At 48.7% G+C, this 17,082-nt stretch carries 9 protein-coding genes; 2 read left to right on the forward strand and 7 right to left on the reverse strand.

Annotated elements, in window-relative coordinates; genetic code table 11:
* Window positions 1-121 precede the first annotated feature (121 nt).
* Window positions 122-1,819 carry a CPBP family intramembrane glutamic endopeptidase gene (locus tag QP794_RS18710; protein WP_285078454.1) on the forward strand — a complete coding sequence of 566 codons (1,698 nt, stop codon included), beginning with the start codon at window positions 122-124 and terminating at the stop codon, window positions 1,817-1,819.
* Here QP794_RS18710 and uvrC read toward each other — a convergent pair.
* Both uvrC and trxA read right to left on the reverse strand, forming a co-directional pair.
* Window positions 1,788-3,878 (reverse strand): excinuclease ABC subunit UvrC, encoded by a 2,091-nt coding sequence (gene uvrC / locus QP794_RS18715; protein ID WP_285078455.1) that lies wholly within the window; start codon window positions 3,876-3,878, stop codon window positions 1,788-1,790. The genes QP794_RS18710 and uvrC overlap by 32 nt on opposite strands.
* Window positions 3,879-4,356: 478 nt before the next feature.
* Complete coding sequence (gene trxA / locus QP794_RS18720; protein WP_017692451.1) at window positions 4,357-4,674, reverse strand: thioredoxin; 318 nt, start codon at window positions 4,672-4,674, stop codon at window positions 4,357-4,359.
* 264 nt (window positions 4,675-4,938) lie between these two features.
* Between trxA and QP794_RS18725 the strand changes: the two genes are divergently transcribed.
* Window positions 4,939-5,094 carry a YqzM family protein gene (locus QP794_RS18725; protein WP_094937839.1) on the forward strand — a complete coding sequence of 52 codons (156 nt, stop codon included), beginning with the start codon at window positions 4,939-4,941 and terminating at the stop codon, window positions 5,092-5,094.
* Window positions 5,095-5,217: 123 nt separating this feature from the next.
* Here QP794_RS18725 and dnaI read toward each other — a convergent pair whose 3' ends face one another.
* The 5 genes from dnaI to QP794_RS18750 all read right to left on the reverse strand — a co-directional run bounded on the left by dnaI (window position 5,218) and on the right by QP794_RS18750 (window position 17,078).
* Entirely contained in the window at window positions 5,218-6,168 is a 951-nt protein-coding gene (gene dnaI / locus QP794_RS18730; protein ID WP_024632632.1) for a primosomal protein DnaI, read from the reverse strand.
* Window positions 6,169-6,399: 231 nt separating this feature from the next.
* Complete coding sequence (locus QP794_RS18735; RefSeq protein ID WP_285078456.1) at window positions 6,400-9,222, reverse strand: alpha-mannosidase; 2,823 nt, start codon at window positions 9,220-9,222, stop codon at window positions 6,400-6,402.
* Window positions 9,223-9,226: 4 nt separating this feature from the next.
* A complete protein-coding gene (locus QP794_RS18740; RefSeq protein ID WP_285078457.1) occupies window positions 9,227-12,400 on the reverse strand; it encodes a beta-galactosidase in 3,174 nt (1,057 codons plus the stop codon).
* Window positions 12,397-13,716, reverse strand: coding sequence for a glycoside hydrolase family 125 protein (locus tag QP794_RS18745; RefSeq protein WP_285078458.1), 1,320 nt, complete (start codon window positions 13,714-13,716; stop codon window positions 12,397-12,399). Before QP794_RS18745 ends, QP794_RS18740 begins: the two co-directional genes overlap by 4 nt.
* Before the next feature lie 254 nt (window positions 13,717-13,970).
* The gene (locus QP794_RS18750) at window positions 13,971-17,078 is read right to left on the reverse strand and encodes an alpha-mannosidase (protein WP_285078459.1); all 3,108 of its coding nucleotides are present in this window, start codon (window positions 17,076-17,078) and stop codon (window positions 13,971-13,973) included.
* Between the last annotated feature and the right edge of the window lie 4 nt (window positions 17,079-17,082).

Here is a 17,082-nt window from a genome sequence, read left to right on the forward strand (position 1 = left end):
CGATCATTTTCATTCGTTTTCATGCATTTGCACCGCTTCTCGTTTCACCATTGGCATTCGGGGCTTGGGCTGTGCTATCTTTACTTTAATATCCATATTAATAAAGGAGGAACAATATTAAATGAATCCCTTAGGGCAGCCTTTGGTACTCAAAGCTAACTTCAAGCGTTTAGGGTTGCTTGCGGCGATTGGCCTGATTCTGTTTTTTGTTTTTCAAATCTTCCCTGCCACCTCATCGCAAACGACTGATATCCAGTCTACATCCTTCATAAGCAAGGAGAAAGCGGCGGAGTCGGCACGATCTTTTGCAGCTTCTCTACCCGATTATACCCTGCCGACGAAGACTGGAAACGAGTTGGTGACCTACCAAACCCATTCCGATATCTATGGGTATATGGCCAAAACCAAACAGTTAGAAACCTATAATAAGAAATGGGAAACAACCTATCCTTACGATGTGTACCGCGTTCGTTTGCCCGATCAGGACAAAGGCGGTTATTTGAATGTTGACGTACATATGAGAACAGGAAAAGTGGTCGGCTTCAAACGTGAGCTCCCTTCTTCCCTGTATGCATCCATTGAGGCTGAGCAGGACAAAAGTAAAGTGAATGCTGCCCAACGTTTAGCCGAAGATAACCTTTCTTTAAATGAGAAAGAGCAGCTAGCCACTGGTGTACTTGGCGAATTCGGGTATAATGTACCGAAACTTCAGCTGGACACCCGTGAAGAAGAAGCGGGACTGAAATACACGGATAATGAAAAGCAAATTGGAGATTCCAAGCTGGAACTAAACTTTACGTTTGAAAACGGAGCCGTCCGCTCCTTTGAATCGGTCTTCTCGGTCCCTGTCTCCCATACCGATTATGTACAAAATCAGACCCGCCAAGCCAACTGGATGACTTACGGTGGTTATGCTTTTCTGACCTTTGTGCTGGGCGTGCTCGCGATCATCTACAGTATTCTGACGAGAGCACATACGTCGTTCAAACGCGGAATTGTCTTGTCCCTGGTGTACTTTGCGGCTTCCGTGATTGGCACACTGAACATGATGCCGCTATTTCAGGCGCAAGGGCTATCGAACTTTATGTTGACCTTCCTAATGGTCATGCAGGCGGGGATCACGCTGGTCATGAGTGCAACCATCTATCTTTCGCTCGTTGCCGGTGACGGCATGTGGCGCAAAATCGGACTGAATCCTTGGCCTCGAGCCAAAGAGCCCGGATACGGAAAATATGTGCTGCACAGTATGTATACAGGTTACCTATGGGCCTTAATTCTGCTGGGCGTGCAATCTGTACTGTTCTTTATTTTGGAGCGGAGTATTGGAAGTTGGTCGACAACATCGGCTGATCAGTCCACGTACAACATGAGTTATGCCTGGATCTTCCCGATTATGGCCTGGATGGCCGGGATTGGTGAGGAAACAGTCTATCGTTTGTTCGGAATTCGCATGATGCAGAAGGTAGTACGCAATACGTTCATTGCCTGCCTCATCCCAACATTGATCTGGGCACTGGGCCACACCTTATATCCAATCTATCCGGTCATTACACGTCCGATTGAACTGACAGTCATTGGACTCTTGTTCAGTCTGATCATGCTGCGGCACGGCTTCATTGCCGTTGTATTCGCACATGTTATCTTTGACAGCCTGCTGATGGGGCTCAGCCTGATCTTTATGGGTGATGTGCTCAACATCTCCGCCGGACTCTTCTGGATTGTACTTCCGGGGATCGTTGGTTATGTCATTTACAAATTTAATCCAAACAAAAAAGAGAAGCCGTATGTTACGACTCCTCATCACGAAGTGCTGCAATAATCTGATTCGCAAGCTTGTCACCAATAGATAGAGGCCGGAAGTCTTCGACGCTGGCCTCTTTTATTTTGCGTAAAGAGCCAAAATGCTTCAGCAGCAGCTTGCGCCGCTTTTCACCGATCCCTGGAATAGCATCCAGACGGGAAGTCACCATCGATTTTCCGCGCTGCTCCCGGTGGAACGAAATTGCAAAACGGTGGACCTCTTCCTGAATCCGCTGCAACAGGTAGAACTCTTGACTGTCACGTGGCAAGGAAATGACTTCCGGCGGATTGCCGATCATTAGTTGCGAGGTTTTGTGCTTCGCATCCTTCACCAAACCACATACCGGAATAAACAATCCCAATTCATTCTCCAAAATGTCCACGGCGGCCGAAATCTGGCCTTTGCCTCCATCGACAACAATCAGGTCAGGCTGGGTCAAGTTTTCTTTCAGCACCCGCTCGTAACGGCGGCGGATAACTTCTCGCATCGTTTCATAATCATCTGGCCCTTCTACCGAGCGCACTTTATACTTGCGGTATTCTTTCTTATCCGGTTTGCCATCGGTAAATACAATCATCGCCGATACCGGATTGGTTCCCTGGATGTTTGAGTTATCAAACGCTTCGATCCGGCGCAGCTGATCCAGGCCAATCCAACGTCCCAAGCCTTCCGAGGCCTTTGAGGTTCGCTCTTCGTTGCGCTCGATCAGACGGAATTTCTCCTCCAACGCTACGCGTGCGTTATCTACCGCCATCGTAATCATCTGCCGTTTCAACCCACGCTGCGGGATGTGGACTTTGATTTCAAGCCATTCCTGCAATGCAGCTGCGACCTGAGAAGGATCTTCGAGGCCTGGGGACTGTTTATCAGCCAATACATCCGCCTCAGCAACAGCGTTGTCCTGAATGACCATCGAAGCTTCTTCTGAATCTACCTCTGGCTGGATATCTCCATAAGATGCACGGGATTCGGCAACACGTGGCTCCATAGTTGAATCTTGTGTTAACCGTGCTGTCTGTTCTGACTCAGCTGTCACGGCCGCAGATCGCGCTCCATCAGCATCAGATACAGCATCCTCGTTGACTTCACCATCTTCCAGATTCTTCGGCATTTCCGGCAGTAAAATTTCTTGCGGCAATGCTGGATTATCACTATAGTACTGGGTCACGTAAGACATAAAATCACTGTATGCCTCACCGTAAAACGGGAATGTTGATACGTGACGTTCGATCATTTTCCCTTGACGCATATATAGAATCTGGACACACATCCAGCCTTTATCAATGGCAAAACCAAATACGTCGCGGTCTCTGGCGTCCGCCATCGTAATTTTCTGTTTTTCCATCATCGCGTCAATGGCGATAACCTGATCCCGAAGCTCTTTGGCACGTTCAAAATAAAGGTCCTCAGCCGCTTCCTGCATTTTGCGCTGCAAATCCTTCTTGATCTCTTCATGCCCGCCGCTCAGAAAGGAACTGATCTCCTGGGAGATCTCATCATACTGCTCCTTGCCCACTTCTTGAACACATGGAGCCAGACACTGACCCATATGGTAATACAGGCAAACTTCCTTTGGCATTACGCCGCATTTGCGCAGCGGATACATCCGGTCAAGCAGCTTTTTCGTTTGGTGTGCCGCATACGAGTTCGGATAAGGTCCGAAGTATTTGGCTTTATCTTTGAGCACACGCCGGGTCACTTCGAGCCGGGGATGCTTTTCATTCGTAATTTTAAGGTAAGGAAATGTCTTGTCATCCTTGAGCAGCACGTTATACCGCGGCATATGTTTTTTGATCAGGTTACACTCCAGAATGAGCGCTTCCATGTTACTGCCAGTAACGATATATTCGAAATCACGGATTTCGGACACCAGGCGCTGGGTCTTCCCATTATGACTGCCGATAAAATAAGATCTTACGCGATTCTTCAGCACTTTGGCCTTACCTACATAAATAATGGTACCTTCACTGTTTTTCATCAGGTAACAGCCAGACATGTCGGGCAGCAAGGCCAACTTGTGGCGGATCTGCTCCAGTGCCTTCTCCTGTTCCTGCACGTTTGTAAGGAATTCATCCATAATTCGGTGGGTCCTCCTTCCTGAAAAAAGTATAAATAAAAGGTTACACTGTACCACTCCAATTGCAGTACCATCTTTCGATCGTCATTTTCCTCGGATTTTCTATGAGTTCCTTTCTATTTTAATTGAACTAAAAGATATTTCACACTGACACTACGATGACAGAACAACCTTCCAATCGCTGTTATCCCCAGATTTTTTCGATTCCCTTTTTTCAAAGGGAAAATCCGGTGATAAATGCGACCGCTCCGCTTTTCCAGGTTTTTTCTGTCCTCTCCGTTACTGTGTAAATAATTAGATCCAATAATATATAAGGGAAAAGTCTTAGAATAAATGGGAACGCTGCGCTTCTCCAGATGGGTTCTACACTCCACGTTATCGTGTAAAAACAATTATACTTTATATTGTCCTATATAAAAGGTTTCGACGCAAAACGCCCCCGGCGCATAACCGGAGGCGTATGTGTAAGCCTGGTAACTTATTGGTGTTTTGCGATAATTCCTTTGAGAGCATCTTTCGAGTTCAGACCAACCACTTTATCAACTGGTTGACCGTCTTTGAAGAAGATCAAAGTTGGAATGCTCATTACGCCGAAGCGGGAAGCAGATTCCGGATTTTCGTCCACATTGACTTTAGCAATTTTCACTGCATCGCCAACTTCAGTGGACAGCTCTTCCAGGATTGGAGCGAGCATTTTACAAGGACCACACCAAGGCGCCCAAAAATCAACAAGAACCGTTCCTTCGCCTTCGACTTCAGCGTTAAAGGATTGATCGGATACGTTAACAATAGCCATGAAATTGTCCTCCTTATATATACTTACGGTTTATTTTAACCTGTAACGTCGTGAACGACACTTCCAGTATAACACAGGTACTTTAAACTTGTGAAATGAACGCATCAATGTTCATCTTCCCAACATCAAATCTTCACAATTGAAGAACTTGGCAGGATCACTGCAAAATCTTTACAAACGCTTTCTTTTCCAAGTATACTAAAATTACTCCGGGCTTCAGCTCCCTGTAAGGGCAAGCTGTAATCCCCATAAGGAGGCAATACCATGGATGCAAATGTGCGAATCAACGACCCGCGTGAACATGTGAACGAGGAACCCCGTAACGATCTGTTTGATCTTATAGCGGGTGTTACTGGCATGGCCGGCCTGATGACGGTCATCTTTTTCGGAATGGTTATCTTCAAATTTATTACCGAATAGGATCTTCAGGCTCCACGCAGGCCAGAAAAGCCCGGTTTTCGCAACAATGCGAAAGCCAGGCTTTTTTTGGGACTCGACTATATGTGTAAAAATAATCAGATAAGATCGGTGACATAATAGGGATTAACGTTTGCCCCGTTGATTCTCACCCCGAACCGAGATGACATCCACAAACGGACGAATCCGGTCCATCAAACGCTGGCCTTTGTTCATTTCCTCGCCGTCCCTGCTGGTGAAGCTAAGATGTTTCTCCAGCCCATCCAAGTTGTAGTTGGACGTATAAAATGTAGGCTTGCGATTCATACGATAATTCAGAATGGAACCCATCACATGATCCCGAACCCATGGGTTCAGATTCTCTGCCCCAATATCATCAAAGATGAGCAGATCACAGCTTTTCAGAATATCCGTCGTTTCCTTCAGCTTGTTTCCTTCACTGATCATGGATTTCAGATCCTCCACAAAGTCAGGCATGTAGATAATGACACCGGTGTGGCCCACAACCGCGAGTTCATGAAGCAGATAACACATTAGAAACGTCTTGCCCGTTCCAAATGATCCTTCCAAAAACAGTCCTTGCGGAGACAATCCATTCTCCTTGGTCTCGTTAATATAACGCAGAACCTGGTTCACCGCCGGAGCACGCATCCGATCCTTGCCCATAATCTCCACATCGTTATATCCTGCATTGAGCGCACGCTCGTCCACATAGAAACTGCGGATTCTCTGCTTGATAACATGCTCGTTTTGCCGGGCGATATGTTTGGAACAAGGTGCTTTTTTATCTATAATTTCGGGTTTACCGTTAAAATGCTCTACTTCCAGTTTGCAAAAGTGACCCTGGAAATCGTTAGGACAGTTGTCGAGCCCCGGACAATTCGCACAGTTCTTCGAATCTTTGGCATACTGATACAGCTTGCTCAGATCGGTAATAAGCTGTGCATCTTTCAGTTCAGGATGACCTGCGCGGAATTCGCGTACGTACGGATCTTCCATCAATTCCGCCGCAATCCGCCGCGACTGTTCACGAAAGGAAGGATTCAGCTGCTGAAGCAGTCCTCCCAAGGATTCCATGGCTTCAAGCCTCCTTAATAGTTTCAATATAGAATGAACAATTGAATTTTACGATGACCATCATGATGGCAGGGTAACCTTCGATCGCTTTGTAATGCTACTGTTCATTCTATATAAACTTGAGGAATAACTCAACATTTTCAGCTGGAAAAAACATTATCCATTCGATGACAGTCCGTTGAACTCCAGGTAGACTCTACACGAAGAATTGATCCGATCACGCTTGCCAAATTAACGACGCAACCCCACCGTAACAATCTCGCAAGGTCCCGCCTGCAAAGCCCATTCCTTGCTAATCATAGCAGCCGAGGATTCATTTATAATAGAAGCATTCAGCTTGCCTGTCTCTTCCTCCAGAATGTTGCTCTGATATGCGTCTGCCAATGCTTGCGGGATGGACTCCGAAGCAGCAAATTTCAATTCCGTCGTATTAGATCTCATGTTATACCAACGTAACATCAGATCACCCGAATCCTCGTTCACCTTCAGTGAAGAAAACGCAAGACCGTCCCCTTGCCACTCAAACGGTGTGTTGCTTGGCGTCAGGAAACCCGGGTGTACGTCCGTCTGAGCCACAGTCCATGGAATCTGGAACTGGTAAGCTTCAATGTATGCTCCGGAGGTAGCTCCGTTCCCGTCATGAGGGATGATCTCCAGCTGGAAGGAATGCTCTCCGAGACACTGAGCTTCCGGTGTCGGGAACAATCCCCAGTCTCCAAGCTCTCCCACCGCACGAAGCAATGTCACGGCAATCGTATTCCGTCCATCCTCAAGAACCTCATATTCATTCAGACCCAGATTGGCTACAACCAATCCAGCCTGATCCTCGCTCACATCAACAAAACTTTGCTGATGCTGAGTGTTGCTCGGATTCTGCCATTCCGGTGCAGGCGTATTATCACGAGCAGCAATTTCGAACATCGAGTCCACGTGATGAACAGCCGCTGTCAGATCCGTCGGGAAGAGTGCTCGCACCCGATGATCCTTCGCCTGATTGTTGAAGGTTGTTTCGAGCTTGACGCCTTTTCCACTGCGACTTAAAGACACAATGGTTCGGATCTTCAGCGTAACCAGTTCCTTGGAACGTTGCGCTTTGCGATGCGGGTAATAGATCAGTTCCCGCTGCTCACGATCAAGCACTTCGTCAGCGGATTCAGGAATCTCCCAATGATGAACAATTTCGTAGGATGCTCTGTAAGACGCATCTTCGATGACCCGAATCTCTGCCTGAAGATCCTTCGTGGTCAATGCCACTTCGTTCTCCGGCTGTTTGAACATGTACTCATTGCCGATATCGCCGACATTTTCATACACGCCAAGATCCTTGTACGTCCGGCCTGTCCGTTTATCCGTAAGTGCAAATGAGCCATTGTCTGCAATATTTACGATCAAATATTCATTTTCCATGCCACGTTCACCACGCAGCAGTGTAGTTGAATTCGCATTGGTATCTACAGACTCCCCAGCAACAGCATTTGAATCAATCGCAGCATTGCTGTTCATGCGAACCAAAGCATACGTCTTCAGGCCAAGTGCAGGCACGTTCCCTGCTTCAAACGTAATGCTGACCCGACGGCAGCTATAGGGCTGACGGAATCGGTCATCCGGCAGATCATATCCGAACTGCAGACCCAAATCCTCTACCGTACAAGGAACTGGTTTACCTTCTTCATCCACCAATATACGGCCTGACAGGTCAATGGCGTTCATTTTGGCAGCCATATCCTCCAATGAGAAGCCTTCACGGAAGTACAGACGGGCCGCATCCAGTTCTACCTGAACCACACCGCTGCGCTCCCATCCCGATGTATTAAACACAACCACAGGCCGTGCTTCTTCACCATAGCGTTCAAAGGTTGAAGTATCTACCGCTGTTGCGATTTGGCTGGTGCTATCCTCAATCAGGGCCTCAGCGACATGACGGCTCTTATCGAAGCGTGTGACCATCTCGCGATGCACCTCGTCTACGCTACAGCCACAGATGCTGTCATGCGGATGATTCTGCATCAACGTTTTCCAGGCATAAGTGAGTTGATCATGAGGATAAGGATGACCTAACAGGTGCGCGAACGAAGCCAGTGGCTCAGCCACCTTTTCCAGCATGGCCTGTCCCAACTGGTTCATCTGTTTCAGATAAACGCGAGCCGAAGCTGTGTTCACCAGAGTGCCCCAGCCGTCGGTACGTTGACTGCGCAGCTCTCCTTTTACAACAGACAGCTCTTGAACCGCAGATTCTTTCAAGGCTGACAGATAGTCAGGGAAGTTGGAGTGAACAAACTCGATATCGGGATACAACTGTTCAGCCATACGGATGGCTTCAGGCAGATCCTTCTGAATCGGCTGGTGATCACATCCGTTCATGTACAGCAATTCATTTGTCGATGCATATTTCTCTGCGTCTGCGAGCTTGGTTTCCCAGAACTTGCGAGCCGAAGCTTCGTCCACCGGAACCTCATTCCCGTTGGAGTACCAGTTGGCAAATAAAACACCGAGCACCTTCGATCCATCCGGGCCTTCCCACATCAGCTCTGAGAAACTGGATTCGTATCCAGCGTCAGACACTGTGTTGTTGAAGCCCGTTGGCTTCACACCCCGTCCGAAGAAGACATTATCGATGCCCGATTGCAGCATAAGCTGTGGTGTCTGTCCCACCAGTCCAAAGGTATCGGGGAAATATCCAATCTTTGAAGGTGTCCCGTAACGCTTTGCATCCCGATGCCCGACCTGCATATTACGTACATTCGCTTCACCACTGGTCAGGAAGGCATCTTGCAGGATATACCATGGTCCAATGACAATTCGTCCATCACGTATATGCTTCTCCAGCCGTTCCTTCTGCTCAGGTCGAACCTGGAGATAGTCCTCAATAATGATGGTTTGGCCGTCCAGGTAAAAACTTTTGAAATCAGGGCCCTGATCGAGCTGATCCAGTAATGAATCCACCAGTTGAACCAATCGCATATGGTGCTTCTCATACGGCAGATACCATTCCCGATCCCAGTGCGTGTGAGAAATAATATGTGCTCTCTTTGACTTGCTTGTTGGTTTGGTCATTGAATTATTCCCCCTCTACCTCTTGTTGTACAATCTCTACCTCATCCGGACGATACACGGCTTGCAGCTGTCCGGCAGCATCTGTGGCAAACAGCACAGAACGATTTTTCTCCAACAGGAACGTATACAGAACTCCTGTACGCTTATCTCTGACTTTCACCTCATGATCCCAAGCGAATTCTGACACGAATACGTACAGATTTCCTTTCGGGAAGCTTAGCTTCCGGCCATAAATCCCTGCCAGATCACCGCCAGATACCCATTCCAGCTCATGTTCAATGCCAGCCACTTCTGACGCATATCGATACAGGTCTGCCAGCGGCTCATCCCGGCCATTCAACTCCAGCGGCAGCGGACTCCAGATCAATTTGCCTTTGCCTAATGGCAGTAATACTACTTCATCAGGTGTATGATTCTCCGCATGAAGCAACGTTTCCTTTGCCACCTCGGCAATCCGGCGACGACCATACGTGACGCGGTGATTCACCCCGTTAATATTTAGCATTTCTTCTCGCTGTACGTTGCCCAGACTGCGCTCGCCTACAAGGTGATCTGCCCGTTCACTTCTCTTCCAATAGGCATCCAAACCGAGCGGTCCGGTAATAAGCAGCGTAGCTCCTTCCTTCTCCGCGAAGTTCAGCAGCTCGCTTAACGCACCGTTGTCCATGTTGTGCGGACTCGGAACCATGATCAGCTTCGGTGGCTGCTGCTTCAAAGCTTCCAGATGATACTCGGATACAGCCCGGAACGGCAGCTTTAACTCATAAGCCATCACACGGGTAAGTTTCGTTGTTGCATCGTAAGCAAGGGCACGGTTCGAGAAGTCGTTGGAATACGGGAAGACTACTACAACTTCCTCCAGCTCACGATCGGTAAACAAGTCTCGAATCTGTTCCATAAATCGTCCATAGTCATAAGACACATCGGCCTCAGGTTTTTCCGTACCGTCCGCTCGCAGCGCCCCGATATGAGATTCATTGGCATTATCCATATAGAAGTTGGTATTCCAGATCCACTGCACGGCTCCGGCACCACCTGTTGAGAAGGCATAAGCGTATTTACGCTCCAGAATGCTGTGAAGCTCTTCCTCTGTGCGTTTGGCCCGGCCATCCGGCGTTTCCACATACATGATGCCTGTCTCCTGAATGAGATTCGGTTTATGTGGTGTTTTGGCAAAAATACCGTCCCAGATCAGATCATCGTTGAGCCACCAGGAATGCACCGTTGTATAATCCACTTCCTGTTCATAGAAGAACGGTGAAGGCCGCTGTGCTCCAAGAGCTTCATCCTGTCCAACGGTAACCAGGTGATTAGGAACGAGATCCTTGATTGTGCCTACAAGCTCTCTCGCCCAAACATTATGCATCTCCATCGAGAAGAGACAGTAATCGAGCCAGCGTGTTCCTTTTTTAGCCTTGTGCATATCCTGAACATCGAAATTGATCTCTTCCGGCTCTGGAATGACTGCTGCCGTAAAGTCCGGGAGCTGCTTAGGTGACATGTTCCATGCCTCCTGCAGCGCTTCAATCGTCTGATGACGCTGCTGAAGCCACTCGATAAATGCCTGCTGCTCATACAAATCTCGTGCCGAACGTGGACCATTCGAGAATATGCGCACCGGATCAAACATCGACGGTTCATTAATCAAATCCCAGTCCACATGTGTGGAATGTCTGTGACGACTGACAATGCTGCGGATGAATCGTTTCTGTGCATCTACGCTCTGCGGGTCCAGATACGGATTCGTTCCTTCCCACGTCTCAGGTGTAAAGGAGAAAAAGGTAAACGTCACTTGAAGGCCATGCCGTTTTGCCGTTAACAGGAACGCATCAATGGCGCGCAGTACATCCTCGGACATGTGTCCATCCACCTGCATCATGTTGCGATAGGCAGTCCAGATCCCGGTCCGAATCCAGTTAATGCCCGCTTTCGCCATCTGTGCCATATCCCGATCCCACACATCTGCATTGGGCAAGAACAGAAATTTCCGTGCTACGTCAGAGGTCATGTAGGTCATACCAACAACAGGCAGTGGACGCCCGTCTTTGATAAAATAATCTCTGCTGCGTGTAATAACTTCACCTTCTGCCAACAAGGCCGCGTCTTGCCCCCAGAAACCCTGCCGCAGTATACGAACTTCTCCATCTGGTGCCTGAACACGACTCACGATGCGGTACAGCCCGCTCTCGATTGAAACCGGAAGAAGAATGCGTTCAAAACGCTGCTCGCCGGAAATTTCCATCTCCAGGTGATGATTCCATACCTTCTCTACCGTGCCATTGGTGCGATTCTCCCGTTCAACCGTCAAATAAAACGTCCACACCTCAGGCTCACTTCGTCTGCTGCCCGCACGCTGTAGAATTTGAGTTTGGAGAATCAGTGAAGCTCGTTCACCCGGTTCATACGAAGCATAGTTCGGCTTCAGAGATAGCTCGGTCACACCTTTGGCGCAATACAGTGCCCAATTCACCATTTCAGCTGCTCCGTTCTGTTCCCAGAAGGTAGCTGTCAGAGGCAAATGCACAAACAGCCAGCGTGAACCGGCAAACGTACTGCGGGAGTTTTCCCACAATACGATCGGGGCAGCGATGCTACGACCATCCTTGCTGTAGCCACGGAGCAGCGGAGAAATCTGCGTGCTCATCGGACCTGAAGAACCCATCTGATGTGGCAAATCACTTGTTTTGGTTGTATGGGGTACCAGATTCCACGTATCCGCACTCTCGAACATCCCTTCCTTACCTGCAAGGAGTGGAATATCTTCGGATGAATTTAGTGAATCCACTTTGGCTGCGGATACCTGTAACGCCTCATGAATGTATAGTTCCTGATGATACGCCGTTTGTTCCGACTCGGAGACCCATGCCCCGTTCTCCTGACGAACAGGACGTTTGAAAGGTGCGCCACCAACGCTGATCAGGCTTCCGCCCTGATGAAGAAAAGCTGAAATTTCAGTCCAAGCCGATTTTGGAAAATAGGGTGCATGCAGATTCACGAAACACCCTTCACCTGCCGCCCTGCTCAAAACCGAAGCCAATTCATCCGCGCCTACAACGATGACTTCTTCGGATGTTTTCCATAAATCAAGAGCATCTTGCGATGGCAACGTGCCTTGCACCGGAAACGCTGGATCAGAGAAAATAATCAGCTTGGTTCCCTTCACCTGTGCGCTACTCATAGCAGGCCATCCTTCATGGATTTATAGACCAGCTGGGAGAACAGGCTGTTGGACCAGGCAAACCATTTTCTTGTGAATATCGTCGGATCATCGGCATGGAAACCTTCATGCATATACCCTGTATCCGCATCTGTTGCTTCCAGCATCCGAATAATCTCCAGCTTCTCTTCAGCAGACTGGGCCGTTAACCCCTGCATGGACAGACCCATATGCCAGATGTAGTCCGGCGGTGTATGCGGGCTGCCGATTCCTTTGGCAACTTTGCCTTCATAATAGAATGGATTCTCTTTGCTGAGCGCAAAACGTCTCGTATTCTGATAGATCGGATCATCCGCTGTGACATAGCCAAGGTAAGGAATGGACATCAGTCCCGGTGTACCCGCATCATCCATCAGGCAGTAGTTGCCGAAGCCATCGGTCTCATACGCGTAGATCGGTCCAAATTCAGGATGACGGTAAATCCCGTAAAGCTGAATACCATGATCTACTTCAGCTTCCAAATCCTTAAGCTCCTGTAGAAGTGCCATGTCACGGAATACCCACTCCGCGAACTCCTGCATATGACGCAGGGCAACAACGGCAAACATATTGCCAGGGATGTTGTAGTGGAAATCACATGCATCATCACTCGAACGGAATCCAGACCAGATCATGCCTGTGTAATTGACGGGCATACCTCGTCCATTATTGCGGATTGAATCCGTAGCAATGCCGTTATTGCGGGTAAAGCTATATGGTGATTGCTCCATGTGATGCTGCTCCACGCGGAACAAATCCACGATTTTGAGCATTGCGGCTTTGAAGCTGGAGTCAAAAATATCCGTCAATTCGGTTTCTTTCCAATATAAATAAGCCAGACGGATAACAAAGCACAGGGAATCAATCTCGAATTTGCGCTCCCATACCCAAGGTGACATCTCCGTCACGTCGGTTGTGTTCCAGTGCCAGTCATTGGCTGTCTCATTGAAGGCATTGGCATACGGATCAATATGAACGTACTGGATGTGGCGCTTGATCAGACCGCCAATGATCCGTTGCAGATCTGCATCTTCCTTCGCAAACGGAATATAGTGCACCACTTGCTCCACGGAATCACGCAGCCAGGAAGCGGGAATATCGCCCGTGATGACAAAGGTCGTGCCGTCATCCATTAATTTCGTTGTCGTTTCAATCGTATTGGGAAAACAGTTCTTGAATAGCTGAAGCAGCTTCGGTCGATGCGCCAGCTTCTGCTCCGCTTCTTCCATTACAGCCTGAACGGCTTGTGGCAATGCAACAGGTGGCATCGGTATTTTGGGTAGTCTGAATTGTTCCATGAATGAGTGCACTCCTTAAACAAATTGAATGGTGTAGCCATAGCAAGATAAACCCATTAACTGTACACTAGGACACTACGATTGCAGTACCATCTTCCGATCGCTGTTATCCCCAGATTTTTTTGATTCCCTTCTCCAAAGGGAAAATCCGGGGATAAAGGCGAACACTTCGCTTCTCCATCTGGTTCTGCACTCTACGTTTTCGTGTACATGGTTTAGTTCATCTTACATAGCTCAGAGTATTTCAAAAAGGTTTACCGTAGTAGCACGGTTTTTATTTCGTAAGGTTTAAAGGACAAAGTAATCTGACCATTGGTACTGGCCAGCGGTTCGCCTGCATCTTCCAAAGCATTGGAGTGATAGGCTTGCTCAAATGCATGCGGCCATTGTAGCGTCACCCGTTCCCGTATGCCTGAAGATTCATAGAAACGGAGTACTGTACCGTGTCCTCCCTCAGCTGGTTTGACCGTATCCAAGATGACATGGCTGCCATCGAATTTAATCCATGCTCCAGTTGGCGGCCGTACACCTTCGTTCTGGTCCATCTGATGCACTGGCACTTCATGATTCAATTCGGCTGCCTGACGCACGGTATGTGCACTTCTCCAGTCACCTTCATGTGGATACAGGGAATAGGTGAAGTGATGTTCTCCAAGATCCGCAGTCCGGTCAGGCCATCTCGGTGCACGCAGCAAGGAGAGGCGAATCGTGCTTCCCTGTACGTCGTATCCGTATTTGCAGTCATTAAGCAAACTGACGCCATATCCGTACTCCGCGACATCTGCGAAGCGGTGTCCGCACACTTCATACTGAGCTTGCTCCCAACTCGTGTTGCGATGGGTCGGACGCTCCAATGCACCGAATGGAATTTCATAGGTTGCTTTGGAAGTCACTACATCGATCGGGAAGCCTACTTTGAGCAATTTATGATCTTCATTCCAGCTCACATGGGTCTTGAAATCGATCCGTCGATGGTCATGATAGAATATAACGTCCTGCGTGATTTCCGACTGATGGATTTTCCAGCGGAAGCGAATTACATCCTTCGTCGTGCCTGCCAGCACCAATTTCTTCTCCACAAGCTCCGCTTCTCCAGCAACCTGGGCCTCATAACGGCTGTCGATATCCCAGGCATCCCAAAGCGTCGGACGGTCATGGAAAAATTGAAATTGATTGCCGCGTTCACCCGGCTTCAGGATCTCGCGTTCTGCTGTCTTGTCCCACAAGCGGGATATCTCGCCTCGATCGTTAAACTGCACGTGGTAATACGCGGTTTCCCATGTATCTGTAAAGTTCTTTTGGCCAGCAATGCTCGCCATTTCCCGTACATTCGTTTCTCTTGCATTTTCCGGTACAAGCCAAATCGTCTTATGCCCAAACGCTGGAATGTCGGTTACCAGGATCGAAATTTGTCCATCCTCCCGATCCATTCGCAAACGCTGGCCCTCTTCATCTATGACGTAACGATCAAATCCATCATGCATTTGAAGTTGAATGACTGCACTTCGAGTCCAGCCGAGGCTGTTGAACACAACGTAGGGAACAGAACCCTCAGGCCCCTGCGTGTTAATCTCCTTCGTCAATGCCGCAACCCCTTGATTCAATCCTGCTCTACCTAACTCAAATACCCGAACATACTCCTCATCCGAAGTTACATAGGATTCCGTAATGGCCGAACCAGGGATAATATCATGGAATTGATTCAGCAAGATCAGCTTCCAGCCATCATGCAGGGAAGAGCGTACTTCCGCTTCCTGCTGTGCATCCATATGCGATAGTGCAAGGGTGTTCCAGAGCTCCGCTTCACGATAAAGCACCTCAGCCTTCCGGTTGTTGCGCTTATTGCGGCCATGAGTCGTATAGGTACCCCGGTGAAGCTCCAAATACAGGTCGCCATGCCATTTCGGAAGATCAGGCTGTGCCTTCTCGATTCCGGCAAAAAAGGCTCCGGCCGTGCTATACCCATTCTTCGGCTGTCCCACCATCAACTCCGAACGATCCACATACTCCAGCATCTCTCGTGTTACGCCACCACCGCCGTCGCCATGCCCATACAGAAGCATATGCTCAGGATGCGCCGCTTTCTCGCGGTAAGACTGCCAATGATCATGAATGTCCTTCGGCAGCGTGTGCTCGTTGACACCATGATTGAGATAAGACAGGATAGCCGTTCCATCAATGCCTACCCAGTGGAAAAGGTCATATGGGAACACGTTCGTATCATTCCATCCGAGCTTGGTCGTCATAAAGTACTCGACATTCCCATGCTTCAAAATCTGAGGCAGGGAAGCACAATAACCAAATGTATCTGGCAGCCACTCAATCCGGGATGTTTTGCCGAACTCCTCCATATAAAAGCGCTGACCGTATAACATCTGACGAATCAGAGATTCCCCGCTCGGAATGTTCAGATCCGGCTCAACCCACATACCGCCAACCAGTTCCCATCTTCCTTCGGCAATGCGCTTCTTCACCCGTTCATACAGCTCCGGATCATGTTCCTTCAGAAAAGCATAGAGCAAAGGCTGGCTCTGTGAATAAATATAATCGGGATATTCATTCATAAGTGCATCCACCGTGGAGAATGTACGACTGGTCTTCCGCACCGTCTCACGTACAGGCCATAGCCAGGCAATATCGATGTGCGATTGCCCCACCATATGCTCCAAGCCTTCGGCGTTTCCACCAATCTCACGCACTTCATGAATCAATCTTTCTTCGATACTGTAGATGCCATTTCCCTGCTTGACAGCCTCTTCAGTCAGACCAACAAATTGATCCATCGCTCGATAGATCGCTTCCAGCAGGCGCACACGGCGGAAATCACTTTCTGGAAGCAGCACCGCGGAATCACGCACAATCGTGACCGTGTACATCAGGCTGCGGACAGTTTCATTCGGTCGCACCAACAAACTGTGGATCGATGTAATCGGCGGCTGAATAACCGCTTGCTGATTTAATGGATCAACAGGCTCAGGCACCGGATCAAATAACTCAATCTCAAGGTCGGGCTGTGCCCCGATTCGGGAAGGATCGAGTGTTACATACGTATGATTGCGATCCAGCCCCTGATAGGAGTGTCCATTCACCCGCAGCAAGCCTTCTCCACCGGATTCAAATACAAGTCCGTAAGGTTCCTTCTGCCAGGAGGCAGGAACTTTCAGACGAGTACGGAAGAAATAAGTCGTTCCCTGATCGCTCGGGAAACGATCTAATCCCTCTCCTTCCGGATAGGCCTTCTGATCTTCATATTGTCCTGGTACTTTATAATAAGCGCGAGTGATGTCCCAGCTGCGCAGCTCCATTTGCTCCAGCCACTGACGTTCGGATAACTCGCGAATAAATCGTCTGATGCGTTCCATTTCC

The sequence above is a fragment of the Paenibacillus sp. UMB7766-LJ446 genome (assembly GCF_030226665.1).
GTDB lineage: Bacteria > Bacillota > Bacilli > Paenibacillales > Paenibacillaceae > Paenibacillus > Paenibacillus vandeheii.

Coding starts and splice junctions, on each gene's coding strand:
- QP794_RS18725 (WP_094937839.1), top strand. CDS start 4,939: ATGGATGCAAATGTGCGAATCAACGACCCGCGTGAACATGTGAACGAG.
- trxA (WP_017692451.1), bottom strand. CDS start 4,674: ATGGCTATTGTTAACGTATCCGATCAATCCTTTAACGCTGAAGTCGAA.
- QP794_RS18740 (WP_285078457.1), bottom strand. CDS start 12,400: ATGAGTAGCGCACAGGTGAAGGGAACCAAGCTGATTATTTTCTCTGAT.
- dnaI (WP_024632632.1), bottom strand. CDS start 6,168: ATGGAATCCTTGGGAGGACTGCTTCAGCAGCTGAATCCTTCCTTTCGT.
- QP794_RS18745 (WP_285078458.1), bottom strand. CDS start 13,716: ATGGAACAATTCAGACTACCCAAAATACCGATGCCACCTGTTGCATTG.
- QP794_RS18710 (WP_285078454.1), top strand. CDS start 122: ATGAATCCCTTAGGGCAGCCTTTGGTACTCAAAGCTAACTTCAAGCGT.
- QP794_RS18750 (WP_285078459.1), bottom strand. CDS start 17,078: ATGGAACGCATCAGACGATTTATTCGCGAGTTATCCGAACGTCAGTGG.
- uvrC (WP_285078455.1), bottom strand. CDS start 3,878: ATGGATGAATTCCTTACAAACGTGCAGGAACAGGAGAAGGCACTGGAG.
- QP794_RS18735 (WP_285078456.1), bottom strand. CDS start 9,222: ATGACCAAACCAACAAGCAAGTCAAAGAGAGCACATATTATTTCTCAC.